Source organism: Bacillus sp. OTU2372 (assembly GCF_038440275.1).
In the GTDB taxonomy this organism is placed as follows: Bacteria; Bacillota; Bacilli; order Bacillales; family Cytobacillaceae; genus Neobacillus; species Neobacillus bataviensis_B.
This window is the reverse complement of sequence record NZ_JASATK010000033.1, coordinates 22430-44902: the sequence shown is the minus strand read 5'-3', so window position 1 is coordinate 44902 and position 22473 is coordinate 22430. Positions and strand designations below refer to the sequence as shown.

26 protein-coding genes and 1 rRNA gene are annotated in these 22473 nt (G+C 38.7%); 3 read left to right on the top strand and 24 right to left on the bottom strand.

The window, feature by feature from the left end; translation table 11 throughout:
* The 12 genes from rrf to AAHB15_RS27400 form a co-directional block, all read right to left on the bottom strand.
* Positions 1-57: ribosomal RNA gene (gene rrf / locus AAHB15_RS30340) — 5S ribosomal RNA — on the bottom strand; the annotation flags it as partial.
* Positions 58-214: 157 nt separating this feature from the next.
* Complete coding sequence (locus AAHB15_RS27450; protein WP_342043714.1) at positions 215-1429, bottom strand: aminotransferase-like domain-containing protein; 1215 nt, start codon at positions 1427-1429, stop codon at positions 215-217.
* A gap of 186 nt (positions 1430-1615) precedes the next feature.
* Positions 1616-2446 (bottom strand): ABC transporter ATP-binding protein, encoded by an 831-nt coding sequence (locus AAHB15_RS27445; protein ID WP_335574581.1) that lies wholly within the window; start codon positions 2444-2446, stop codon positions 1616-1618.
* A gap of 1 nt (position 2447) precedes the next feature.
* A complete protein-coding gene (locus AAHB15_RS27440; RefSeq protein WP_342043711.1) occupies positions 2448-3248 on the bottom strand; it encodes an ABC transporter permease in 801 nt (266 codons plus the stop codon).
* 79 nt (positions 3249-3327) lie between these two features.
* Complete coding sequence (locus AAHB15_RS27435) at positions 3328-4320, bottom strand: ABC transporter substrate-binding protein (RefSeq protein ID WP_335574579.1); 993 nt, start codon at positions 4318-4320, stop codon at positions 3328-3330.
* Positions 4321-4349: 29 nt separating this feature from the next.
* Entirely contained in the window at positions 4350-5450 is a 1101-nt protein-coding gene (locus tag AAHB15_RS27430) for an iron-containing alcohol dehydrogenase family protein (RefSeq protein ID WP_342043710.1), read from the bottom strand.
* Between the two features lie 294 nt (positions 5451-5744).
* A complete protein-coding gene (locus tag AAHB15_RS27425) occupies positions 5745-5909 on the bottom strand; it encodes a hypothetical protein (protein ID WP_176541301.1) in 165 nt (54 codons plus the stop codon).
* Positions 5910-5946: 37 nt separating this feature from the next.
* A complete protein-coding gene (locus AAHB15_RS27420; RefSeq protein ID WP_098531859.1) occupies positions 5947-6147 on the bottom strand; it encodes a CLC_0170 family protein in 201 nt (66 codons plus the stop codon).
* A gap of 19 nt (positions 6148-6166) precedes the next feature.
* Positions 6167-7390, bottom strand: a complete 1224-nt coding sequence (locus AAHB15_RS27415) for a Ger(x)C family spore germination protein (protein WP_335574576.1) — start codon at positions 7388-7390, stop codon at positions 6167-6169.
* Positions 7371-8483, bottom strand: coding sequence for a GerAB/ArcD/ProY family transporter (locus AAHB15_RS27410; RefSeq protein WP_335574575.1), 1113 nt, complete (start codon positions 8481-8483; stop codon positions 7371-7373). Before AAHB15_RS27410 ends, AAHB15_RS27415 begins: the two co-directional genes overlap by 20 nt.
* Before the next feature lie 27 nt (positions 8484-8510).
* On the bottom strand, positions 8511-10085 hold the full coding sequence (locus AAHB15_RS27405; RefSeq protein WP_144568665.1) for a spore germination protein: 1575 nt from the start codon (positions 10083-10085) through the stop codon (positions 8511-8513).
* A gap of 146 nt (positions 10086-10231) precedes the next feature.
* Positions 10232-10705 (bottom strand): redoxin domain-containing protein, encoded by a 474-nt coding sequence (locus AAHB15_RS27400; RefSeq protein WP_261380843.1) that lies wholly within the window; start codon positions 10703-10705, stop codon positions 10232-10234.
* A gap of 248 nt (positions 10706-10953) precedes the next feature.
* On the opposite strand from AAHB15_RS27400, the gene serC reads away from it, so the two are divergent.
* Complete coding sequence (gene serC, locus AAHB15_RS27395) at positions 10954-12051, top strand: 3-phosphoserine/phosphohydroxythreonine transaminase (protein WP_335574574.1); 1098 nt, start codon at positions 10954-10956, stop codon at positions 12049-12051.
* Between the two features lie 47 nt (positions 12052-12098).
* Here serC and AAHB15_RS27390 read toward each other — a convergent pair whose 3' ends face one another.
* From AAHB15_RS27390 to AAHB15_RS27370, 5 genes are all read right to left on the bottom strand, one after another.
* Positions 12099-13100, bottom strand: a complete 1002-nt coding sequence (locus AAHB15_RS27390; protein ID WP_342043708.1) for an LLM class flavin-dependent oxidoreductase — start codon at positions 13098-13100, stop codon at positions 12099-12101.
* Between the two features lie 150 nt (positions 13101-13250).
* The gene (locus tag AAHB15_RS27385; protein ID WP_335574572.1) at positions 13251-13400 is read right to left on the bottom strand and encodes a hypothetical protein; all 150 of its coding nucleotides are present in this window, start codon (positions 13398-13400) and stop codon (positions 13251-13253) included.
* Between the two features lie 30 nt (positions 13401-13430).
* Positions 13431-13571 (bottom strand): hypothetical protein, encoded by a 141-nt coding sequence (locus AAHB15_RS27380; protein WP_335574571.1) that lies wholly within the window; start codon positions 13569-13571, stop codon positions 13431-13433.
* Between the two features lie 283 nt (positions 13572-13854).
* Complete coding sequence (locus tag AAHB15_RS27375; RefSeq protein WP_335574570.1) at positions 13855-14127, bottom strand: hypothetical protein; 273 nt, start codon at positions 14125-14127, stop codon at positions 13855-13857.
* Between the two features lie 80 nt (positions 14128-14207).
* Positions 14208-14861: a carbonate dehydratase gene (locus AAHB15_RS27370; protein WP_335574569.1), complete on the bottom strand. Its 654-nt coding sequence runs from the start codon at positions 14859-14861 to the stop codon at positions 14208-14210.
* A gap of 759 nt (positions 14862-15620) precedes the next feature.
* Between AAHB15_RS27370 and AAHB15_RS27365 the strand changes: the two genes are divergently transcribed.
* Both AAHB15_RS27365 and AAHB15_RS27360 read left to right on the top strand, forming a co-directional pair.
* Positions 15621-16070, top strand: a complete 450-nt coding sequence (locus AAHB15_RS27365) for a S1 domain-containing RNA-binding protein (RefSeq protein ID WP_098531869.1) — start codon at positions 15621-15623, stop codon at positions 16068-16070.
* 225 nt (positions 16071-16295) lie between these two features.
* Entirely contained in the window at positions 16296-17099 is an 804-nt protein-coding gene (locus AAHB15_RS27360; RefSeq protein WP_098531870.1) for an HAD family hydrolase, read from the top strand.
* Positions 17100-17178: 79 nt separating this feature from the next.
* On the opposite strand, the gene AAHB15_RS27355 is transcribed toward AAHB15_RS27360, so the two are convergent.
* The 7 genes from AAHB15_RS27355 to AAHB15_RS27325 all read right to left on the bottom strand — a co-directional run bounded on the left by AAHB15_RS27355 (position 17179) and on the right by AAHB15_RS27325 (position 22415).
* Positions 17179-17346: a hypothetical protein gene (locus tag AAHB15_RS27355; RefSeq protein WP_186446677.1), complete on the bottom strand. Its 168-nt coding sequence runs from the start codon at positions 17344-17346 to the stop codon at positions 17179-17181.
* Between the two features lie 176 nt (positions 17347-17522).
* Positions 17523-18215 (bottom strand): LrgB family protein, encoded by a 693-nt coding sequence (locus tag AAHB15_RS27350; RefSeq protein WP_335574584.1) that lies wholly within the window; start codon positions 18213-18215, stop codon positions 17523-17525.
* The gene (locus AAHB15_RS27345; protein WP_342043705.1) at positions 18215-18583 is read right to left on the bottom strand and encodes a CidA/LrgA family protein; all 369 of its coding nucleotides are present in this window, start codon (positions 18581-18583) and stop codon (positions 18215-18217) included. The genes AAHB15_RS27350 and AAHB15_RS27345 overlap by 1 nt, the downstream gene beginning before the upstream one ends.
* Before the next feature lie 134 nt (positions 18584-18717).
* Positions 18718-19596, bottom strand: a complete 879-nt coding sequence (locus tag AAHB15_RS27340; protein ID WP_335574567.1) for a LysR family transcriptional regulator — start codon at positions 19594-19596, stop codon at positions 18718-18720.
* Between the two features lie 106 nt (positions 19597-19702).
* Positions 19703-20209: a BsuPI-related putative proteinase inhibitor gene (locus AAHB15_RS27335; RefSeq protein WP_335574566.1), complete on the bottom strand. Its 507-nt coding sequence runs from the start codon at positions 20207-20209 to the stop codon at positions 19703-19705.
* Positions 20210-20298: 89 nt separating this feature from the next.
* On the bottom strand, positions 20299-21093 hold the full coding sequence (locus AAHB15_RS27330; RefSeq protein WP_144568640.1) for an HAD family hydrolase: 795 nt from the start codon (positions 21091-21093) through the stop codon (positions 20299-20301).
* Between the two features lie 128 nt (positions 21094-21221).
* Positions 21222-22415, bottom strand: a complete 1194-nt coding sequence (locus AAHB15_RS27325; protein ID WP_342043704.1) for a glucose-1-phosphate adenylyltransferase — start codon at positions 22413-22415, stop codon at positions 21222-21224.
* Between the last annotated feature and the right edge of the window lie 58 nt (positions 22416-22473).

Below are 22473 nucleotides of genomic sequence, written 5' to 3'. Positions count from 1 at the left end.
CTTAACTTCCGTGTTCGGTATGGGAACGGGTGTGACCTTCTCGCCAGAATTGCCAGACTATGTTTTTATTCCTCTTTCAGAGGCGATCTTTATATAATACCACCTATATAAATTGTATACAATCAGAAATTATTTCCATTTTATTAATCTCAGGCAGATTTATTATCTCAAATAAAGAAGGGAACATTCCTTAACAGAAGGAACATCCCCTTGCTCATTTTAATAATGAAGAATTAACTTTTAACCGTTCCGTAAGCAGCTGTCCTAGGCGTTTTATACCCTCAGTAATTTCAGCTTCACTTTCATAACAAAACGAGAGACGGAAATACTCAGTCCCATCCTGTGGCTTTAAGAAGAAATACTCCCCTGGAATGAAAGAAACGCCCTTTACCAAGGACCGTACTAACAATTCCGAAGTATCTAGTCCAGGAATATGAACCCAAACAAAATAACCCCCGCTTGGCATATACCAAGTAACAGATTCAGGAAAATAAATCTGCAGGGCATCGATTAACGTATCACATTTCTTACTATATATTTCTTTTAACATGTTAAGCCGTTCTTCAAAATCAATTTCCTCTAAATACGAGGCCACTGATGCCTGTGCAAATGGGTGATCTAAGTCTTTTTTAAACCAAGCAAATGCAGTAATGAATTCCTCACTGCCAGCTACCCAGCCTATCCGCATCCCTGGAGCAACCACCTTGGATAAAGAGCCGACGTGAAGGACTCTTCCTTCAGTGTCGTTTGCTTTTAACGGGATTGGACTATCTCCAAATGAAAGTTCCCCATATGCATCATCTTCTAAAATGAGGAAATCATATTCGCCGGCCAATTTTAACAAATGCTTCCGGCGTTCCAAATCCATTGTTGTCCCTGTCGGATTTTGCGCAGTAGGGATTGTATACATAATCCGGGGCAACGGTAGACCTTTTTGCGTTCTTTCCTTTAATACTTCTTCTAATAAGCTAGTTTGAAGTCCGTTTTCATCTACAGGTATATTAATAATCTGCTTCGTATAGTTTTGAAATATCTCTAATGCTTCCATATATGTTGGAGCTTCTACCGCCACAACCGATTCCTCGTCAATAATGACACGGGCAATTAAATCAAGCGCTTGACAAGCTCCTGAAGTTATTAATAGTTCTCGCTCATATACCTTCATTCCACGCTGGTGTAATCGCTTCTGGATTTGCTGCTTGAGCAAATCAATCCGTGGACTTCCAAGATAATGAAGAGGTAAATCCTGTTCTTCTTCAATTAGTTTAGCTACTGCTTCCTTAATTTGCTGTGAAGGGACTAGTACGGGATCCGGATAGCCCGAACTCAAACGGATACATTCCTCTGGAAGCGCAGGCATCCATTCACCTGGCGGATTGTTCTTAAGTGCCTTTTTTATGTTATTCGAAAAAAATGAATCAATTTTCACCTGATAAACACCTTCCGCTAATCCTTAAAGAAATTATTTTGAAAAATACTCCAATTTTTGTAGAATTACTTTCTTGATTTGTAGAATTCCTAGCAGTCTTAGTAGAATTCCTCATACATTTGTAGAATTCCATCCTTGCTTTGTAGAATCCACCTTAGTTTTGACAGTATTAAATTGTCAAACTGCCTAATGGATTGCCTTCAGACTCTCTTCCCTAATCAACGACAGCAATTCTTCCTTATAACCTGCAAATTCTACAGATCCTTTGACACTGAAATCCCTTGGTCTATCCAATGTAATTGGTACCTTTTTCTTTAAACGGCCTGGTCTAGCAGTCATCACATAGACAGAATCAGCAAGGAAAATCGATTCCTCTACATCATGGGTAATAAACAATATCGTTTTCTTCGACTCTTCCCAGGCTTTTAAAAGGACTTCCTGCATGATATTTCTCGTTTGCGCATCTAGTGCACCAAATGGTTCATCCATTAAGAGAATTTTAGGATCATTCGCCAAGGCACGCGCAATAGCAACCCGTTGCTTCATACCGCCTGACAATTGAATGGGGTAATGCTTCTCAAATCCTTCTAACCCAATTAACTGAAGATAATGACGAGCAACATCGTCACGTTCCTTTTGCGAAACGCCTTGTAATTTTAAGCCAAATGTAATGTTTTCCTTTACCGTTAGCCATGGATATAACGTATAGGATTGAAACACCATCCCACGGTCAGGTCCGGGACCATTGATTTTTTGACCATCGAGTAATACCTCTCCGGATGTAGCTTCCTCCAAACCAGCTACTATCCGTAAAACGGTAGATTTACCACATCCTGAAGGTCCCAAAATCGTAACAAACTCACCTTCACTTATAGTAAAGGATGTTTTCTCTAAGGCCGTAGTTTCACCGCTTTTTGTCTTAAAAACTTTACCTACCTCTTTAATTTCTAACTTTGGTGTAGCCAGTTTTGGTTGATTTTTATCAAATCCCACATTTTTCGCAGCTGATATGACCATCTTACAAACCATCCTTTCTCATCCATGAAAACGAAGCGCGATAAATGGCTTTAAAGACCATATCTGTTAACAGCCCCAGTAAACCAATAATTAAAATACCAACAATAATTTTATCCGGCTGCAGGAAACGGGATGCCTGCATGATCATATATCCTAATCCACTGGAAGCACCGACGATTTCCGCGACGACTAAATAAGTCCATGCCCATCCAAAGGTAATTCTTAAGGTATCAACAATCCCTGGGAGTGCTGCCGGTAAGATAACCTTGGTAAACATTTGGCCTTTTTTGGCACCTAACGTATAAGAAACTTCAATTAAGTCATTTTGAACATTTTTCGTCACGTCCATAATCATAAGGGTTAACTGGAAAAAGGTTCCTAGAAAAATAACGCTCATTTTCTCCGGTTCTCCAAGTCCGATCCATAAGATTAATAATGGAATAAAGGCAGAGGCCGGCATATAGCGAATGAATCCAATAATTGGTTCAAAGGCGCCTTCCATGATTTTTAAAGATCCCATTAATATCCCGAGAGGTATGCCGATAACAGCAGCAACAAGAAATCCCACCAATACCCTTGAAAAACTTATCCCAATATCAGAAAGAAGATCTCCATTCACAAATAAATCAATACCAGTTGATAATACTGCAGTTGGTGTCGGTAAAAACAGCGGATTAACAATTCCACCATATGTTAGTACACACCAAACCGCTAAAAATATAACAAAGGTAACAAACCCCGCGGTTGAATAAAACCCTTTGGGAATCTCCTTATTAGGCGTAAACAATTTTTCCAACATCATACTCACCCATTCTATCAATCTGTTTAAAAAGCCTAACATATGAGAAGCTCATATATTAGGCTGTACTGGATTCCACTTATTACTGAAAACTTGGGTTAATAATCTCATCCGTTTTAGGTTCAGTTTTTATAATACCCTGCTCTTTATAAAACTGAATCGCATTTTCGGTTGATTTATAGATTGAACCATTGCTGCTTTCAGTACCAAAAAGTTCTTTGTTCTCCTCTTTTGTAAAGAACTTCAAACCTGATTCAGTTCCAACGAATTCTTTTGTATCAATTTTTAAGCCCTTGGCCATAATTTCATCTGCTTCATCTTTATGATCTTTCCAATATTGCATTGCTTCACCCATAGCTTTAACAAATGCTTTTACATCATCCGGGCGGTTTTTAATGACATCTTCCTTAAAGCTAACGGTGTCAACAATGATACCAGGTAAATCTTTTGTCGATAATAACACCTTTCCATTTGCTTCAGAACCTTTAGATAGCCACGGCTCCCAAGTTACGGCTGCATCTACTTTACCTGCAGCAAATGCTGCTCCGGCGTCGCCTGCAGACATTTGGACAACCTCAACATCTTTTTCTGTTAATCCGCCTTGCTTTAATGCTGTTAATGCCAGCATATGACTTGTTGAGCCTACTTCAAATGCTACTTTTTTACCTTTTAAGTCTTTAACACTATTGATGCCTTTTTTAACAAGAATTCCGTCGCCGCCGTGGGAATCATCTAATACCCAAACAACTTGAACAGGAATCTTTGATGCAGCAAGTGTGACTTGAACATCGAGGGCTGTTGCCATACCATCAATTTTCCCACTAGCTAATGCTTGTTTACGCTCCGCTAAACCTTCTACGATAGAAAGATCCACATCAATTCCGTTTTTCTTAAAGAATCCTTTTTCTTTTGCTAAAAATAATGGACCATAGCCTGTCCATGTAGGCAGTGTTACCTTTAAAGGTTCCGATGATTTCTTTCCATCCGCACTAGTGCTGGATGCTTCGTCTTTCCCGCAAGCCGCTAATGCAACTAACAACATGATTGAACATAATAAACCTAACCACTTTTTCATGAATAAATCCCCCTATTTTATCTATTAATTTATTTAGTTGCTACTAACATGTCTGTTCCAATCTCATTTGCCTTTTTGACGGATGTTATGACCATATCAGGTGTCACCTCAAATGGCATATTCGCCATATCTTCAATCGTAACGGTAATTTCACCTAACGCTTTCCATTGATTTTCGGTTAAACTTTTGATTGCCATCTGTTCTAATGTGTAAGGCAAACCTACTTGTTGATAATAATTAATTAACGTTCTTACTTCTTGCTCTTCCGTGCCTTCCATACATAACTGCGCTAAAATCCCAAATGCGACAATCTCACCATGGTAGGTATCGTGAATTTCAGGGAAGATGGTCAATCCTGAGTAAATTGCATGAGCTGCTGCTGTCCGGCAATCATCTCCGCCATAGCCGCTTACGCTGCCACTGACTAAAATAATTGCATCAATGATGTCATTAAGTGCATCCGTTATATTTTGCTCATGAATCGAGCTTACTGCCGTTGTTCCTTTTTGAATTAAGGTTTGATATAATTGGCCAGCAATTGCAATGGCCGTTTGATTAATCGCATTTGGCACTGCTTTTTTGATCGAACATTTGGTTTCAAACCATTTCGCCAATGTATCGCCTATCCCAGCAATTAAATAGCGGACAGGTGCATTCAAAATAACATTTGTATCTACCAAGACTAATTCTGGTACTTTGGAATTTCGGCTGATTTCTAGGAATTCTCCTTCATCACTGTAGAGAATACAAATCGGGGTTGCAGCAGCACAGGTAGCGGCAATCGTTGGGATGGCCACTAACGGTTTATTCAGATAATAGGCTGCAGCTTTCGCTGTATCTAGCGCCTTTCCTCCACCAGTTGCAATAAGTACGTCAAATGTTTCATTCTTTAATTGTTCTACCAATCTATCAATATTCGTTTGCGAGGATTCTCCCCCAAACCAAAGTGAATGTTTCAAAGTCATTCCATGTTCGGATAAACTTTGCCGGAGCGGTCCATCGATAACTTGGCGACTTGTATTTCCTCCGACTAGAACGGCGGTGGATCCAAACCTCTTTATGTATAAACCAGAATCAGATATTATACCAGCATTTCTGTGATATTGCCCGGGGCCAACCGTTACGAACATATCAATCACCCTCTAAATTCATGTATATTTATGTATAATATTCTATTAATATAAATGCTTGTCTTTTTTATGTCAATATATTATAAAAATATTCTAAATCTTATTTTTATAATATATTGTTGATATTTACTCATTCCCTTTCGTACAGTAGACCATTAAAGTATTTTGGGCATAATTTTTGTTCATAAAACATTATACAGATGTATAATTGAAAATATTCATACTTTCCCTTTAAGCAAATGAAAAAGACCCAGAATAAACCGGGTCTTATTTGTTGTCCTGTTTAGTTTTTCATTAAGTTCTTGATGATTTGTCTGCTGTAATATCGTTATATGGAAGAATCAGCTTTTTTACCTTATCAAAGCTCATTGAGCTTATTTCTTGGACTAGTCTTGGAATAGACTGCTCAGGATAACCGTAATCGCGAAGTAATTGTTCCATTTTTTCATTATGTTCCATGTATTAACTCCTCCAATATCTGTTTTGAATACATTCCTTACCAAATAAAATTGTTGTAAATCCAATTAACCAAAAACAATCCAAGACCGAGGGCTATATTCATCCATCCGAAAATTAATGATGCTTTATGTTCTTTTTTCTGTTTTTCTTTTTTGTACATTTTGGCATCGACCAGTAGAATGAAAAGCCCTGTTGCGATGAAGATAACAATGACATATGGTAAAAAACCAATAAACATCCTATCTAGTCCTCCACATTTACTTTGCTTTCATTCCTACCCGATGAATACGGGTATCAACATGAACATCATAAGTAATGTCTTTATATACTCTTTTCCAATTTTCTTTCGTTCCAATCTCCTTGGTCCAATATTTCGGATATTTTGCTCGGACATGTTCTCCAAAACCAAAAATATCACTTTCAGCTTTTTGTGTTTTGGCAATAAACTTCTTTAGAGATTTTTCTACTTCTTTTGAAGTTTCTTTTTGTATTTTCCCGATAATAGTTGAATCGTTAATATAAATACTTTGACTTGTCTTTTCTTCTATTTCACTCTCATAACGAACCTTGATATCCACATGTGGTTTCCCATCTTTTAATTTTACCTTAACTTTTGTTTTTCGAGAGATGGCCTTAACCATTACAAATTCCTCTTTTCCCGGCACTTTAATAAAAGCGCTATATCCGCCTCTCCCAATCCCTCTGATAGCCATATAAAATCCTATTTCAAGGGGTGATGTCTTTCCTGCCATCCTATCTCCTCTAAAATAAGCTAGTCCACTTAATTGAATGGACTTCTTATCTTTGATGGTAAGATAGGGAAGATACGGGTCTTGTCCCTTACTAGAAAGTATGGTCCAGAACAAACCAATAAAACTGGGGGGAAATCTGCCTAATGCCGATAAATTATCGACCATGTCCGCTAAATACAATGATGGTATTCGTTGCAGTTCTGGGACAAGCCTCATATAATCTTCTGCTGGCTCTTTTGAAACAGCTAGTGAAGCTGTTCTGCGGATCTGCGGATTACGCCTTAAAAAGTCATTAAATCGTTGCGTCCCCTTTTTCGCTATCTTTTCATTCAGAACAATAATCCGTAAATGTCCGAGGAACGTTTCGTAAGCCACCTGCTGTTGAAGATTGAGCATGGCGTCCTGAATGGTGTGGCCTACAACTCGGACAATCAACACCGAATTATGCGAACTTTGGCCTTGTGTCGGTCCGAGTGGAATGCGGCCAGGGACTGCAATTTGAGCAGTCACCCTAATCAACTCTTCATTTGGTTCTGAGGAATTCTTGTCTAAATGGGTTATACCGCCTTCAGATTGCTGATTTTCTTCTTTATTGGAAGCCTGGTCAATACCTATTGCTAATACAGTTGCACGCTGTTCGATCTCTTGTGAGTCCCAACACCCTGAAAGGAGAGGAAAAAGGAGAAAAAAAATGATGACTAATCGTAAGCTATGATTCTTGTACGTCACTTTTTTTCCTCCTTCTTCTACTCCTAAAGAGATCCATGGCTAATAACATTGCGGGGTAAAGAATGGTTATTAATAATCCTGCTCTTCCAGCGATTTGAATAACATCGTACAATTGCAAAATGTTTTGCGGCAGCATAGCTAAAAAAAACACAAAAGGCATTATAAAAAACGACAACATCCGGTGGTCTTTTAACTTAGCAATTTGTTTTATAGAATAAATTGTAAAATAATAGCTTGAAAAAAGAGTAGTAAATACAGCTGTCACCCAAACAGCTAAAAAGATGACATCTAATCGCTGCAGGATATTTCCCGGCAATGCAGTGGTACGTGCTAATTCGAGTGTTGGCCAGAATATCTGTTTAATCTCTTCCGTTCCAAATACAGCTATGGTAGCGATCACTATTAAAAGGTAAACCCCTCCTGATATAAAAATGCCCCAAAAGCTTGCCTTTATTGCCTTTTTTGGATTTTTCATAAAAGGTATAATCATCGTAACGATAAAGGAACCTTGAAACAAAGCAGCAATCGTTAACATTCCTTTGGCCATGGAATAGAAATCATTTTCAATTAGAGGACGCAGGTATAAGGGATTTGCATTTTTTAACGAAAATGCAACAATAATTAAGACTGGCCCCAAAATAGCTGGTACATAAAAATTGTGAATATAAGCAAAAGTGTTTATATTGTACCTTACACTCAGGCATGCAATCAGCAGCATAACAAACACCGTTACTTCCAATGGTGTTTCTCTCAAAACAGCCGAAACAACAACCTCTCCAAATTCACGAGCAGCCAAAGCCGATAATATGACAAAAAAGAAAATCACAATCATACTGCACATTTTCCCAATCCATTTTCCGACAATATCCTCGCCGTAGGTGATAATTGTTTTTTGCGGATGGCGGGTTCCTAATATTGTAATAATAAATAACCCTATTGCTGCTAGGATGATTCCGGCTAACGTGACAAGCGGAGCCCCTGATCCCCCGCCTCGAACAGCAAACAACGGCAATGGAAGTACTCCCACACCAATGATGGTACTTATTAGGATCGTCGAGGCTTGTACGGTGGTGATTTCCCTATGGTTTTCCATTGCAAGTACCCTCCCATTGATTAGTTCCTACTGTTCATTATCATTTTGTTCATGTCTTTTACGATTCGCAGGTTGAAGGAAACTAGGTCTTTTCGACATCGACCAAAGAGGGCTCCGTGTGACAACATCTTTCATTCCCTGTGTACTTCCTGGAGAAACTGGTGCCATATATGGTACTCCAAAGGATTTAAGATTCAGTAAATGATTGAAAGTAAGGATAATTCCGATCATGACTCCGTAAAGACCAAATATTCCCGCTAAAATCATGATTGGGAACCTTAACATTCTTAGGGCAAAGGCGGCTGTATATGCTGGTGTTGCAAATGAGCCTATAGTCGTTAAAGCAATAACAACCACTGTAATTGGACTTGCCAAACCGGCTTCCACCGCAGCCTGCCCGACAACTAACACCCCTACAATGGATAGGGCGCCACCCACTTGCCTCGGCAGCCGTACCGTTGCTTCCCTCAAGATTTCCATAGATATCTCAATTATAAGTACCTCAACTACAGCAGGATATGGGACACCTGCCCTCCCGCCCGCTACGGCTACAGCAAATTCGGTCGGTAGCAATTCAGGATTAAACGCAATCAACGACACATAAAGTGAAGGAAAGATCAGTGAAAAGACAAGTGCCAACACGCGAGCAAACCTCGCAAAAGTACCCATCAAAAACCTTGAAGCATAATCCTCTGCCGTTTGGTAGAATTGGTTAAAAACAACCGGGACTAACAGCGCAAAAGGGGAGCCATCTACAAGGATAGCAACCCGGCCTTCCACTAAATTGGCAACTGTTTTGTCAGGGCGTTCTGTTGTCTGTATTTGGGGAAACGGTGTAAAGTGATTATCTTCAATAAATTGTTCTAAATACCCAGCATCCATTATGGCATCAATATCAATGGCCGAAAGTCTATTTTCGACCTCGGTTATAACGGTCTCGTTTGTAATACCTTTTATATAACAATAACAAACAGTGGATTTCGTCAATCTTCCAATTTCCATCGTTCTAACTTGAAAATCGGCTGTTGGAAGGCGGTATCTCAGCATCGCAATATTGGTATCAATATTTTCAATAAATCCTTCGCGTGGACCTAAAATAACCTGCTCTGTTTCCGGCTGAGTGACAGAACGATGTTCCACTTCCCTTGTAGATACATGGATAGCTTCTGTGATGCCATCAACAAAAATAACGGTTTCACCGCGTAAAAGAACAGCAATTAGTTTATCTAAACTTTCTTCTACCATGGCTTGACCATGATAAAGGGTTTCATGCATGATGATGTCGATTAATTGATTAAGTGGCTTCTCTTTTGAAATTAAATGCTCAGGAACATACATAAGAGGTCTTAAAATATCTTTATTAACATGGTCCTGGTTAACTAAATTAGAAAAATAAAACATGGCCGCATGGTACTGTCCAAAAATTTTAAAATGTTTTACCTGAAAATCATCATTTTCACCTAAAACATTTTTTATTAATGACTCCGTTTCTTTTAGAGACGCAGATAATTTACTTTTTCCATCTAAAACCTGATCAGGGATAGTAAATGGTCTATTTTTGACACTGATCTTGGCTTTCTTCATTTTCCGAAATAATGACATCTACATCACCACCTGATTTATAATTTTTGACAAATTTTATTAAATATTCCTTATGTTTTATTAATCTAGAAAATTTTTGGATATGAAATAATAAAAGACCACTTCTCAATGGTCTTTTATTTTAGTTAATTTTATTGTTTGGTTTTCTAATGAACATTTAATTTTTCGAGTTCATGAAATACGGCTTCATAATCCTCTCTTTTATCTGCCTTAAATGTAGTATTTAAATATGTAATGATTCCATCTTTATTAACAACAAACACGGACCTAATGGCAGTCCCTCCTTTTTCGTTAAAAACAAAATAGTCTTTTACCGTTTGTTTATGCCAATCCGATAATAATGGATATGGTAAAGTCCCCATGCTTGCTGCAAAAACCCGATGCGAATGAATATGATCAACGCTAATCGATAAAACCTCTGAATCCGTTTGATCAAACTGTTTATAATCCTCTTTCCAAGAGGCTATTTCTTTAATTCAGCCTGGGGTAAAATCCATTCCATAAAAAGCGACGACAATATTTTTCTGGCCGCGATAGTCCGATAAGGAAATTTTCTCCTTTGTGGTAGCCGGCAGTGAAAAGTCCGGGGCTATTTCCCCCACTTTCAGGGATGCTTCCATGTTGTGTCCTCCTAACAATAGTGTAATGAATAAACATTTTACTCTTTATGTATAGTTACCATAATGGCTGGATTTAGACAGAACAAATGTAAATCCTAAATAATGAAGTTCATTTTTACATAACCTGTAAGATGAAACGCTTTCATTTAATTTTTTTAAAATATCTTTCCTTCGCGGGGTAAAATTTATTTTCCGAAAATTGAATCTATGTTATAGTCAAATAAACAAAAACAGATGGAGTGAGAAAAGTGAAATTACAAGTTCAACGCGCCTACAATTTTAATGCCGGTCCTTCTGCTTTACCTCTTTCAGTTCTAGAGAAAGCTCAAGAAGAGTTAATCGATTTCCGTGGTACTGGAATGTCAGTTATGGAACTCAGCCACCGCAGCCGCCCGTATGAGGAAGTACATAATCAGGCGATTAGCAGCTTACGAGAACTATTAGCCATACCGGATACTCATGAAGTTCTATTTCTACAAGGCGGAGCCAGCCTTCAATTTTCGATGATCCCGATGAATTTTTTACAGTCAGGAAAAAAAGCAAGTTATGTTATGACAGGTTCCTGGTCAGAGAAGGCTTTTTCCGAAGCTAAATTATTTGGAGATGTTTACCAGGCTGCTTCAACAAAAGAAGGAAACTACCGCAGCATTCCTAAACTTGATGAATTACAGTACAACCAGGAAGATGCTTATGTGCATATTACCTCCAATAACACGATTTATGGGACCCAGTGGAAAGACTTCCCTGATACTGGAGATGTGCCTTTGATTGCTGACATGTCGAGCGATATCCTTTCTAAGCCGATTGATGTCAGCAAATTTGCCCTAATTTATGCGGGTGCGCAAAAGAACCTCGGTCCATCAGGTGTAACAGTTGTGATTATTCGCAAAGATTTGCTTGAGCGTGCGAACACGAACATTCCGACAATGTTAAAATACAGCACACATGCGAAAAATAATTCACTCTACAATACACCGCCAACCTTTGGCATTTATATGCTTGGAGAAGTTCTTAACTGGGCACGTGGTTTAGGTGGTTTGGAGACAATCGCTAAGCGAAATGAAGAAAAAGCAAACTTCATCTACTCAGTTATTGACAATAGCAATGGTTTTTACATTGGCCATGCGGACCAGGACAGCCGTTCACTAATGAACCTTACCTTTAACATAAAAACTCCTGAATTGGAGAAGAAATTCTTAGAGCTGGCAAAACAAGAAGGTTTCGTAGGGGTTAATGGACATCGTTCTATTGGCGGATGCCGCGTTTCTGCCTACAATGCCGTTCCTGTTGAAGCTTGCCAAGCTTTCAGTGAATTTATGACTAAATTTCAAAAAGAAAATAACTAAAAAAAATCACCCTCTAAATTTTTAGAGGGTGATTTTTTTAACAAGGTTTATTTGCCATCCACGATCTCTTTAAAGATTTCATAAGAACGTTTTTGTTTTTCTTCATCAAAGATATAAGATACAGCCATAATTTCATCAACGTGGTATCTATCTTGGAAATTCGTTAATTGCTGACGGACGGTTTCCTTGCTTCCCAACAACGTCACACTCGACATCGAAGAAGCCATTTCTTTTTCCACCGGACTCCATAGCTCATCTATATTTTCGACAGGAGGGCGTAACGGATTTTGTGTCCCGCGGACAACATTTAGGAAGAATTGCTCCTTGGTTGTTGACAGCCATTTCGCTTCCTCATCTGTTTCAGCCGCAATCACATTTAAGCAAACCATCATATATGGTTTTTCCAAATACTCGGACGGTTGGAAACGTTCCCGATAAATTGATATTGCCTCTTCCATAAATCTCGGAGCAAAATGGGAGGCAAATACATATGGTAAACCCAAACTTGCTGCCAAATAAGCAGAATCCGTTGAGGACCCGAGAATATAAATTGGAATATTGGTCCCGACCCCAGGATATGCTTTGACGTAACTTTGCTGCTCGATTGGTCCGAAATAAGTAAGCAATGCCTGTACGTCCTCAGGGAAGGTGTAGACAGAATCATTTTTCGAGCGTCTTAGAGCACTTGCTGTCATCATATCGGTACCTGGTGCGCGGCCTAGGCCCAGATCGACACGGTTTGGAAACATCGTGGCCATTGTGCCGAACTGTTCGGCAACCACTAGGGGCGCATGGTTTGGAAGCATGATTCCTCCCGATCCCACTCGAATTTGACTCGTATGTTCCAATGTATGTTGTATTAAAATAGATGTCGCTGAACTGACCAGTGTTGAAGTATTATGATGCTCCGCAATCCAATAGCGCTGATAGCCCATTTTTTCTACGGATTGAGCAAGGTCTACCATTGCCTCAATCGCTTGTTTGGAGTCCTGTCCCTCGCGGATGGGGGCAAGATTTAAAACCGAAACAGGTATATGAATGGTTGCCATATTATAAATATCCTTTCATGTTGAAGATTTACTACTATAGTATCAATTGAAATAAAGGAAACAAACTCATATGCTTAGGTTGTGCTAAATGAACTGTGACAGCCCTTTTTTGAAAAAATAAAAGACTGCCAATTGGCAGCCTCGTTGAAGTTATTTATTTTTATTATTCGGATCCTGGATCGGCACAGTTTTTGGACGTTCAGGATATGTTGCCTTCCCGTCACGATCATTAGGACCGGTAAGATCATTTCTTTGGTCTAGGACTCTGCCTGTATACTCAACCGGATTATTTCGCGGCATAATATCACCTCCATGGAACACTTGGCTTAATTAACTTTTCTTCCCTAATCCTAAAATCTTTAATTTATATTCTGCTTCACTCATATTTGGATTTTTCTTCGGTGGGCTATTTCTAAGAGCCTTTTTCAACTCAACATTCGCGTCATCGTTAGTATTATATTTTCCATCCATAGCTCACGCCTCCTTTACGTTTTATTATGGACCTTTTCAACCTGCTCATTCTTTTATACATACAAAAGCGCAAGCGCCTTGAACAGCCCCGACAAGCATAAGACGCTCAGGGAAAGAAGGCGTTCTTTGCCTTCATTCCCTGAGTAGCTGTAGACCATCGAGGGGCTAGGCGCTGGAGCTGGACTTCAACAGTCCTTTTATTAACAGTTATCCACAAGCGAAAATTTTATAATAATTTCCCCAAAAAAACCTCTAGCTATTTTTAGAGGTTTAATCACATTTTTTAATCGGTATAGGACTCGATTGCCTGATCCAAGGCATTATAGGCTTCCCCAAAGGCTGCAGCAGACGAGACATCTCCTGCATTTTCCAATGCCCCCACTGCATTTCTCGCTTGCGTTAAAGAACGGATGCAATCCTCAATCATTGTTCCTTTATCGCCATTCTGTTTCAAAGCTTGCTGAAGCTGGACAATACAACGATCCAGGTCAGTCGATTGCGGATGGTCATACGCCTTTTCTAATTCTTCTTTTACCTGTTGTAAAACTTCCTTCATAGTTAGTCCCCATTTCATCAAATAGTAAACAAAAGGTAGTTTCACCGAGGGAAAAGTATCTTATTCCTCTTAAAAAAAAATCAATACGATAACCCACAAGAACATTTAGTTTTCCCGAACAATAAGGAATAGGAAGATGGAAATTCCTGATTCACCCTTTGTACTTCCTTAGCAAACTCTTCTTCAGTTATTGGAACAGGGGATAAAGAATCCGCTTTTGCTTGTGAATCGATATGAGCACCAGGCGGTACAAAGCTGTGTGGCTTCAGTGTGACACCTCCTGTAACAACTGCATCTGTGGAAATAAAGCTTCCTTCTCCAACCTGAGCGTTATAAACGATTGCCTTAAAACCAACAAACACATCTTGATGAATCTTACAGGGACCATGAATCAATGAACCATGGGCACAAGAAACTCTTGGTCCTATATGGATTGAATATTTTTTCCCATTAACATCCATATGCTTATTTTTCAGGCCATGCAGGATGACACCATCTTGGAGATTACAATCTCTGTCAATATAAAACGGAGTTCCCTCGTCCGCGCGAATGCTCACGAAAGGCCCCACATAGGTATGATCGCGGATCGTCACATCTCCGACCACAAAGGTGAAGGGACTAAGAAAAGCAGTTCTTTTTATTTTTGGAAAAATAGGATTGGGATTTATGGAGGTTGGAGGATTGTATCCCACGAAGTAGCTATAAATATTATATGGTCCTGATTGATTGGTCAAAATCATTTTCCCCTTTCAATATAGGTCATTCCATATTCATACTACTTATACGTGACTTTTCTATAATTCATAACCTTTTTAAAAAGCGAGTCGGCCATTTTGGCTGACTCGCTACAAAAAATGTTCATTCCCCTGGCATCATCCCTCATTTCCCTAGTTTTCAGATGTTGTTATAGTAGAGGCATTTTATTGGATTGACCGAAAATTTTATTAAGTTGTTATTGCTCCGTTATCGTGTCGTTACTATGGCAAGCAACTATTTTAGACATAAGGTTTTGCGATTATGACGAAAGCTCAAATGACCAACTATACATAAACCCCCGCCATAATGTTGAATGAAATGCAAAACAATCAGCCTAGACCCTTAAATTCCGATTCATTTATGTTGTTTACCGGATTTTTTATAGAAAAATGTACCTCCTTTCTACCGGCAATATATCCAAACTTTCTTGAGAGAACCGAATCCATCTCCTTCTAGAGTAGTAAACTCCAATCGGAATTTTTTACTTTTATTGCATCTCATTACACTACTATTATTTCCCCCCCTTTCCATGTGTTTCAGTATAGATGTTACATTCCTGTGAACCTTTTATGTCAGGCTGGGAGCAGCGTGTATGAGGTTCCAATTTATATTTAAAAAGCTGTTGTCGAAACTAGGTATGAATTGGCAAAATAGAAGAAATAGACTATATGTTATTTTTCTAAAGTTTTTGTTATAATAAAGTGTCTTTAACATTTATGAGGGGGAAACATATTTTTATGTCAGTTGAAGTAGGCAGTAAAGTACAAGGTAAAGTAACCGGAATTACTAATTTTGGAGCATTTGTGGAATTGCCAGGCGGGACAACCGGCTTAGTGCATATTAGTGAGGTTGCAGATAGCTACGTAAAGGATGTTAATGATCATCTTAAGATTGGCGATGTAGTTGAGGTAAAAGTAATTAGTGAGAAAGACGGAAAAACTGCCCTATCCATCAAAAAAGCAATCGATAAGCCTGAAGGACAAACTTCTTCTTATTCACAGCGCCCACAGCGTCAAGGTAGAGGAGATAGCCGTTCGAAAGACTTCCGTTCAAAAGGGAACTTCAAACCAAAGGAAAGCTTCGAAGATAAAATGGCTAAGTTCTTAAAGTCTAGTGAAGAGAATTTATCAAGCCTCAAACGGAACACCGAAACAAAACGCGGTGGCCGAGGCGGCAGACGCGGTTAATATCCGCACCTGTTAATAAATCTCCATATAAATCAAAAGGCAAGCCTGTAAAAAGGCTTGCCTTTTTTCCTTCAAACGTGCCTGTCACCATTATTCACTATAACACACATATAATGGTAGTAATTTCCTTGTGTTAAGGAACATCTTTATAAGGTATCAATTGGCAGTCCTATTTTAATCTGATATAGTAATTTTATGTATAATGGAAAGGAATAATAGATACCTATGAAATGTATTTCAATTGATTTAGATGGTACGTTGTTAAATTCTGAGCATGAGATTACAGAGGAAAGTGTGAAAGTCTTAAACGAGCTTGAGGCTCAAGGACACTGTTTAATATTAAACACTGGTCGTGCTTATGCAGATGTGATTAAATTAGAGGCAGTCCAAAAGATGAAGATGCCTATCTTTTGCATCAATGGGTCTGTATTGTTCTCAGCCGAGAGAGAACTGCTTTTCGAAGCAACCTTGACTACTGATGTGTATAAGGACATTTTTTCAATTTTAAGAAAAATGGATGTAGGAATCCTCGTTTACACAAATCATGGCGGATTGCCTTCAACACTGCCACCGTTACATGAAAAAAGTAAGCAGGAACTCGACAGACTATTTAATGAATTCAACTATGATGAAATACTTGAACTTGAGGACTTAAAAATTTACAAACTAATTGCGCTTGTTCACCCAGATCAACTAGAAATAATTGACGAGGTTAAAAGAGCACTAGGGGGGAAATTCCCTATCTCGATGGCGTCTTCCCATCCAAATAATGTGGAGATCACCTCAAATGAGGCCCATAAAGGTAAGGCCCTTCTACGCTACCAAGACATAATGAACCTCACATTTGACGAGATTATCGCCTTTGGTGATGGAGGAAACGATATTGCTCAATTTGAGGTAGCAACAACCGCTGTAGCAATGGAAAATGCCCCAATGCAGGTTCAACAGGCAGCAGATATAGTTACGAAGACCAATGATGAAGACGGGTTTGCCTATGCAGTCCGTCATCTCTTAGGGCTGCTAGACTAATACTTACTTTGAGGGAAATGAAGAATTCATCAATCTTGTTTCCCTTTTTTAATGCAATAAACTTCTTGAGACTCAAGTATTAAAACCTTGTTAGTTGTTTCATAATCTCTCTTTTTCTCTCTCTATCCGTTATCCTTGTCAAATCAAGGGCGTATTCATGCCCCTTATGCTTTGAACGTAATATCTCTCGGATTGCCTTCTTGACACTTTCCTCATTATCCCTGACCACTATGACATTTCGGATCATTAATCTTCCTCCTTGTTTCCAAGCAAATCGATTTTCTGAACAACCCCTTCATTTTATGTTTTCAACTTTTCATTTAGCCCATTAAAAATACCATTTTTTCAAAATAAATATGATGATATCCACTATATGCTATAAAAAACAAAATGGCCGCCATTATAAAATGACAGCCAAAATTTCTAAAAGATATGATGAAAATTCATTAAAGAAGGGATCAATAATGCTCCCCAAACTAAGGTAATCAATGCTGCAAAAATCATCGCTAACGAAGAAAAAGTAGCTTCCTGCTTTCCGTATTCCATCGCCTTATTGGTTCCAACACCATGTGCCCCCATGCCTAATGCAAGTCCTCTGGCAATTGGTGTTTTAATCGACAGTCCTTTAATTACCGATGGGCCAACCATACCCCCAACGATCCCTGTAATAATGACAAACACTGTTGTTAACGTTGGCAGACCGCCAATTTCCTTTGAAACCTCGATCGCAATTGGAGTTGTGATCGACCTTGGCAAAATTGAAATAATAAAATCAGACTTCAAATGGAACAATTTTGACAAACCATAGGTAGAAAAAATCGCCACAAGTGATCCACAAGTGATACTAATAAGGATGGTCCCAATATATTTTTTAATAACTGCTAAGTTTTTATAAATGGGCACCGCAAAGGCAACGGTCGCAGGACCAAGTAAATGAGTCAGCCATTTTGAGGCATGCAGATATTGATTTGCAGACACATGTGTAACGGAAATAAGAACAATCAACAAAATCGGTGATAGCAATAATGGATGAAAAAACGGCATGCTCCATTTTCCATAGGCTATTTTTGAAAAACGATAGATAAGATATGTCGCTATGGTATATACAAACATCATCAATGCTGCTCACTCCTTTTTCGTCCACTCATTTTCTCAGCCGTTATGGCCGTCATACCCATGACTATAATCGTACTAATCCCTATTAACCCGACAATCTCGGCTCCTTGTAAGCTTAAAATTTCATCATAATTTACAATCCCGACTGCTGACGGGATAAAGAAAAGCAACAGCTCAGCTAATAACCAATTGGCCCCTTTTTCTACCCACTCAAGCTTGATCATTTTAAAGAAAAGCGCAAGAAACAGAAGGAATAGGCCAAACATTGAAGCTGGAATCGGAAGTGGAATCACTTCTTTAAGTGCAGCTCCTAAAAATAAAAACACATGCAAAAATAGTACTTGTAGCACGATTACTCCTAGTCTCATCGTCATGATCCTTTCTATATGAAAAAAGGAGTCATTTTCTCCTTTTTGCTTCACGAAATTAACTATAGAGTAATCCTACGCTCATTCTTATCATTCGTAAAATACATATTACGAATTAATTCCATAACCAAAAGTTATAATGGATCTTTTAAAATAAAATCAATAAAGGTCTTGCCTGCTTTCGAGATATACCGAGTTTTTTTTGTAAGCACTGCCAACCGCCATAGAATTTTTTGTTTGAGGTCAATCACCTCAATCTCGCTATTAAAAACCCGGTTACAGATAGAATGTGGAAGGATGGTAATTCCAAGGTTTGCCGCCACCATCTCTGTCATAAGATCCCATTGAGAGCTTTTAAACAAAATTTTAGGTTCAAAACCTGCCGCGATACAATGGTTCCTCATTATTTGATTGAGGGCAAACTCCTCGTGATAAAAGATGAATTCCTCATCCTTCAATTCCTCTATATCGACTACTTTTCGCTTCGCCAATCGGTGGTCTTTGTAAACTAACAGCTTCATTTCCTCTTCCACAATGGGGTAAATATCGAAGAGTTGTTCATCAATTGGCAAGACGGCAACACCGAGTTCAAATTCCCCTTCTTCTACACTCTTTACGACCCTTGCACCGCCATATTCGGTGATATTGAGTTCAATATTAGGGTAGGTATGGTGAAACTTTGCCATTACTCTTGGGAAAAACAAGCTGCCAATAAACGGAGGAAGTCCAATATTAATCTGCCCTCTTGTTAAATTGGTCATATCGTTTAGGGTGGTTTTCATTTCATCTAACAGACCATTCATCTTTTGTGCATAGTCAAGCACCACTCTGCCTGCATCGGTTAAATCACTCGTTTTATTGGTGCGAATGATTAAGGTCATGCCGAGTTCCTCTTCAAGCGCCATAATCGACTTACTTAAAGCAGGCTGCGACAAATGCATCGCTTCGGCAGCTTTGGTAATACTTTTATGTTTTGCCACTTCAGAAAATAATTTCAGTTGTCTTAATTCCAATAGCCAACACCTCATGTCAATGAACTAAATAATCATAATTATAACGGATTACAACTAAATAAATGAATAGGTCACAAAAAAACTCCACCGGAGTGGAGTTGATAATTTACTGACTTGCCTGCTGCCCATTTGGAGAAGAATTCTTAATGATTAAATCCGTAACAGCCTTTGCTTCTTCTTCCTTAGCGGTCAAGAACACCTCAAGCCTATACTTCCCATTAGGCAAATCGGTAATGGTAAAATTCTTGGTGATGGTTTGATTATTTTCTATCGTCATCTCTTTAATCACTTGAGTGGACATCACTTCATCGGAATATTGTTTAACCTTTTTCCCCGAAGCATCATAGACAATAAAATCGGCCTCTAACCCCGTACGAAACGTTAGTTTCTTAGGTTCTCCAGAGATATTTTTCACGGTATAGCGGACTAATATTTTTCCATTATCGTCTCTTAGGACTATTTGCGGAAGGAACGCAGCAGCAATTTCATTTTGTTTAGGAGGTACACTTTTGCTGACTTCCCAACTTGCATTAGTTTTATCACCTGCACCACACCCGGACAAAAAACTTGCGAGCAGCACCGAACCGATGACAAGTAGCAATTTCTTTTTCATTTATATTAATCCCCTTTTTCTACGATTTATTTTTAGTATCAGCTAAATAGTCGTAGAAAAAGGGGGGAAAGTTACAAAAAATAACTGGTTTATTTTCCCTTTAATTCAGCTAAGATAGGAAAAAGTTCTTCCAAATGCTTAATTTCATAAGTAGGAATCACTTCATTGCGCTCCTTGTCATGACGGTTAATCCATACGGTTTTGATGCCGGCGCGATTTGCCCCAAGTACATCGGTCATCAAATTATCCCCTACCATAATCACTTCATCTTTTTGTAATTCCATGAGGGATAAAGCATGTTCAAATATAGACGGATCAGGTTTTCCTCTACCAAAATCACCAGAAATAACAATTTGGTCAAAATAAGGAACAAGCTCTGGAGTGATTTCTAATTTCGTGTTTTGCAGTTCTGGTGAACCATTTGTTAAAAGGAGAAGCTTGTAGTTTCCTTTTAAAGAATCGAGAATTTCAAACGTTTCTTCGTATACAAACGGGCTCTTTCTGCGCTCCGCAGGGAAACGCTCTGCTAACTCATAACCAAACTCAGGATCATCGATACCCATCTTCTTTAACCCAGCAGTCCAAGCATCTCTTCTGTAATTTGGTACGGTCACCTTCATTTTTTTAAAATCCTCAAGATTTTCATCAGAAAAATTACCCCATAGTCCCTCAAACGGATTAATCCCTATCATTTGTGTAAAGGGATAAAATTCATAGGCCGAATAAATGGTTCTTGCCGCCTCACGTACAGCCTCTTCAAATTGCTCTGAATCTACACCATAACGCTCCTCGGCCACCTTACACGTAGCAGCAAAGGCCTCCTTCACACTCTTCTGGTCCCATAGAAGTGTATCATCTAAATCAAAAAAAATCGCTTTTATCATTTTGCAAACTCCTCTAGTAAGATTATTTTTAATAGTTTACCATTTTACGAGTTAAAAACAAAATATTTCTTTTATTTCAAAAAATAAAGAAGGTATGTGATTCCAAGATTCACACACCTTCTTTAAAATTAGGATACCACAGAGATTACCTTGTTTGTAAGGGGAAATTCTTGCAATTCTGGATCAATCATTTCATTATGACCGACGACCATTAAATGAGCATCGGCATTCTTAGAAACGATGATGACCCCGTCCATAATTTGTGTTTGACTTCCAACAACAGCATTTTCAATCCAAACATTTTCTCCAATAACGGTCTGAGGCAGGATGACGGAATTCTTAATCCGCGCCCCTTTACCTACCTTTACGCCACTAAATAAAACGGAATGTTCAATGGTCCCGTAAATTTCACAGCCGTCGCTCACAATACTTTGATACATCTTTGCCTGCGTATCAAAGTATAAAGGAGGCTCGTCATAATGGGCGGTATGAATTCTCCACTCTGGATCTTGTAAAAAAATATTTTTTTCACTTGTTAATAGATCCAAGTTTGCTTCCCAATAACTATGAATAGTGCCAACATCCCTCCAGTAATTATTGAAATAATAGGCATAAAGCTGTAAACCATCACTTAACATCGAAGGGATAATATCCTTCCCAAAATCCCTATTGCTAAATTCCTTCAATTCTTCACGACGTAAATATTCTCTTAGAATCGGCCATTTAAATATATAAATGCCCATAGACGCTAAATTCGAAGTCGGTTTTTTCGGTTTTTCTTCAAAACTTGTTATTCTATAAGTCGTCGGATCCATCCTCATCAGCCCAAAACGATTGGCATCCGCCCAAGGAACTTCCACCACGGCAATTGTGCAATTTGCATTTGTCTCGATATGCTGCTTTAACATGATTGAATAATCCATTTTGTATATTTGATCACCCGAAACTACTAAGACATTTTCAGGATTATATTGTTCAATAAATTCAATGTTTTGATATACAGCATGTGCGGTTCCTTCGTACCATTCTACCCCTGAATCACTACGCTGATAGGGCGGGAGAATCGTAAGTCCGCCATAACGGTTATAATAATTCCCATCATTACAGCGGCCAAGATGAGCATGCAGCTCATACGGCCTGTATTGTGTCAAAATCCCTACCGTCTCAATTCCTGAATTCCGGCAATTACTTAAAGCAAAGTCAATAATGCGATACTTCCCCCTAAACGGTACGGCAGGTTTCACCAGCGTTTTGGTAAGCAGATTTAATCTTGTTCCTTTTCCACCAGCCAACAGTAGTGCAATCCACTTTTGCTTTTTCATCGTCTACCTCCTCCTCTTCATTTTTTCAGCCATTAGTACGTGTAGGTAAATTTTGTAG

Coding starts and splice junctions, on each gene's coding strand:
- AAHB15_RS27445 (WP_335574581.1), bottom strand. CDS start 2,446: ATGGTCATATCAGCTGCGAAAAATGTGGGATTTGATAAAAATCAACCA.
- AAHB15_RS27440 (WP_342043711.1), bottom strand. CDS start 3,248: ATGATGTTGGAAAAATTGTTTACGCCTAATAAGGAGATTCCCAAAGGG.
- AAHB15_RS27435 (WP_335574579.1), bottom strand. CDS start 4,320: ATGAAAAAGTGGTTAGGTTTATTATGTTCAATCATGTTGTTAGTTGCA.
- AAHB15_RS27430 (WP_342043710.1), bottom strand. CDS start 5,450: ATGTTCGTAACGGTTGGCCCCGGGCAATATCACAGAAATGCTGGTATA.
- AAHB15_RS27425 (WP_176541301.1), bottom strand. CDS start 5,909: ATGGAACATAATGAAAAAATGGAACAATTACTTCGCGATTACGGTTAT.
- AAHB15_RS27420 (WP_098531859.1), bottom strand. CDS start 6,147: ATGTTTATTGGTTTTTTACCATATGTCATTGTTATCTTCATCGCAACA.
- AAHB15_RS27410 (WP_335574575.1), bottom strand. CDS start 8,483: ATGGAAAACCATAGGGAAATCACCACCGTACAAGCCTCGACGATCCTA.
- AAHB15_RS27405 (WP_144568665.1), bottom strand. CDS start 10,085: ATGTCATTATTTCGGAAAATGAAGAAAGCCAAGATCAGTGTCAAAAAT.
- AAHB15_RS27390 (WP_342043708.1), bottom strand. CDS start 13,100: ATGGCAACCATTCATATACCTGTTTCGGTTTTAAATCTTGCCCCCATC.
- AAHB15_RS27385 (WP_335574572.1), bottom strand. CDS start 13,400: ATGCCGCGAAATAATCCGGTTGAGTATACAGGCAGAGTCCTAGACCAA.
- AAHB15_RS27380 (WP_335574571.1), bottom strand. CDS start 13,571: ATGGATGGAAAATATAATACTAACGATGACGCGAATGTTGAGTTGAAA.
- AAHB15_RS27375 (WP_335574570.1), bottom strand. CDS start 14,127: ATGAAGGAAGTTTTACAACAGGTAAAAGAAGAATTAGAAAAGGCGTAT.
- AAHB15_RS27365 (WP_098531869.1), top strand. CDS start 15,621: ATGTCAGTTGAAGTAGGCAGTAAAGTACAAGGTAAAGTAACCGGAATT.
- AAHB15_RS27360 (WP_098531870.1), top strand. CDS start 16,296: ATGAAATGTATTTCAATTGATTTAGATGGTACGTTGTTAAATTCTGAG.
- AAHB15_RS27355 (WP_186446677.1), bottom strand. CDS start 17,346: ATGATCCGAAATGTCATAGTGGTCAGGGATAATGAGGAAAGTGTCAAG.
- AAHB15_RS27350 (WP_335574584.1), bottom strand. CDS start 18,215: ATGATGTTTGTATATACCATAGCGACATATCTTATCTATCGTTTTTCA.
- AAHB15_RS27345 (WP_342043705.1), bottom strand. CDS start 18,583: ATGAGACTAGGAGTAATCGTGCTACAAGTACTATTTTTGCATGTGTTT.
- AAHB15_RS27335 (WP_335574566.1), bottom strand. CDS start 20,209: ATGAAAAAGAAATTGCTACTTGTCATCGGTTCGGTGCTGCTCGCAAGT.
- AAHB15_RS27330 (WP_144568640.1), bottom strand. CDS start 21,093: ATGATAAAAGCGATTTTTTTTGATTTAGATGATACACTTCTATGGGAC.
- AAHB15_RS27325 (WP_342043704.1), bottom strand. CDS start 22,415: ATGAAAAAGCAAAAGTGGATTGCACTACTGTTGGCTGGTGGAAAAGGA.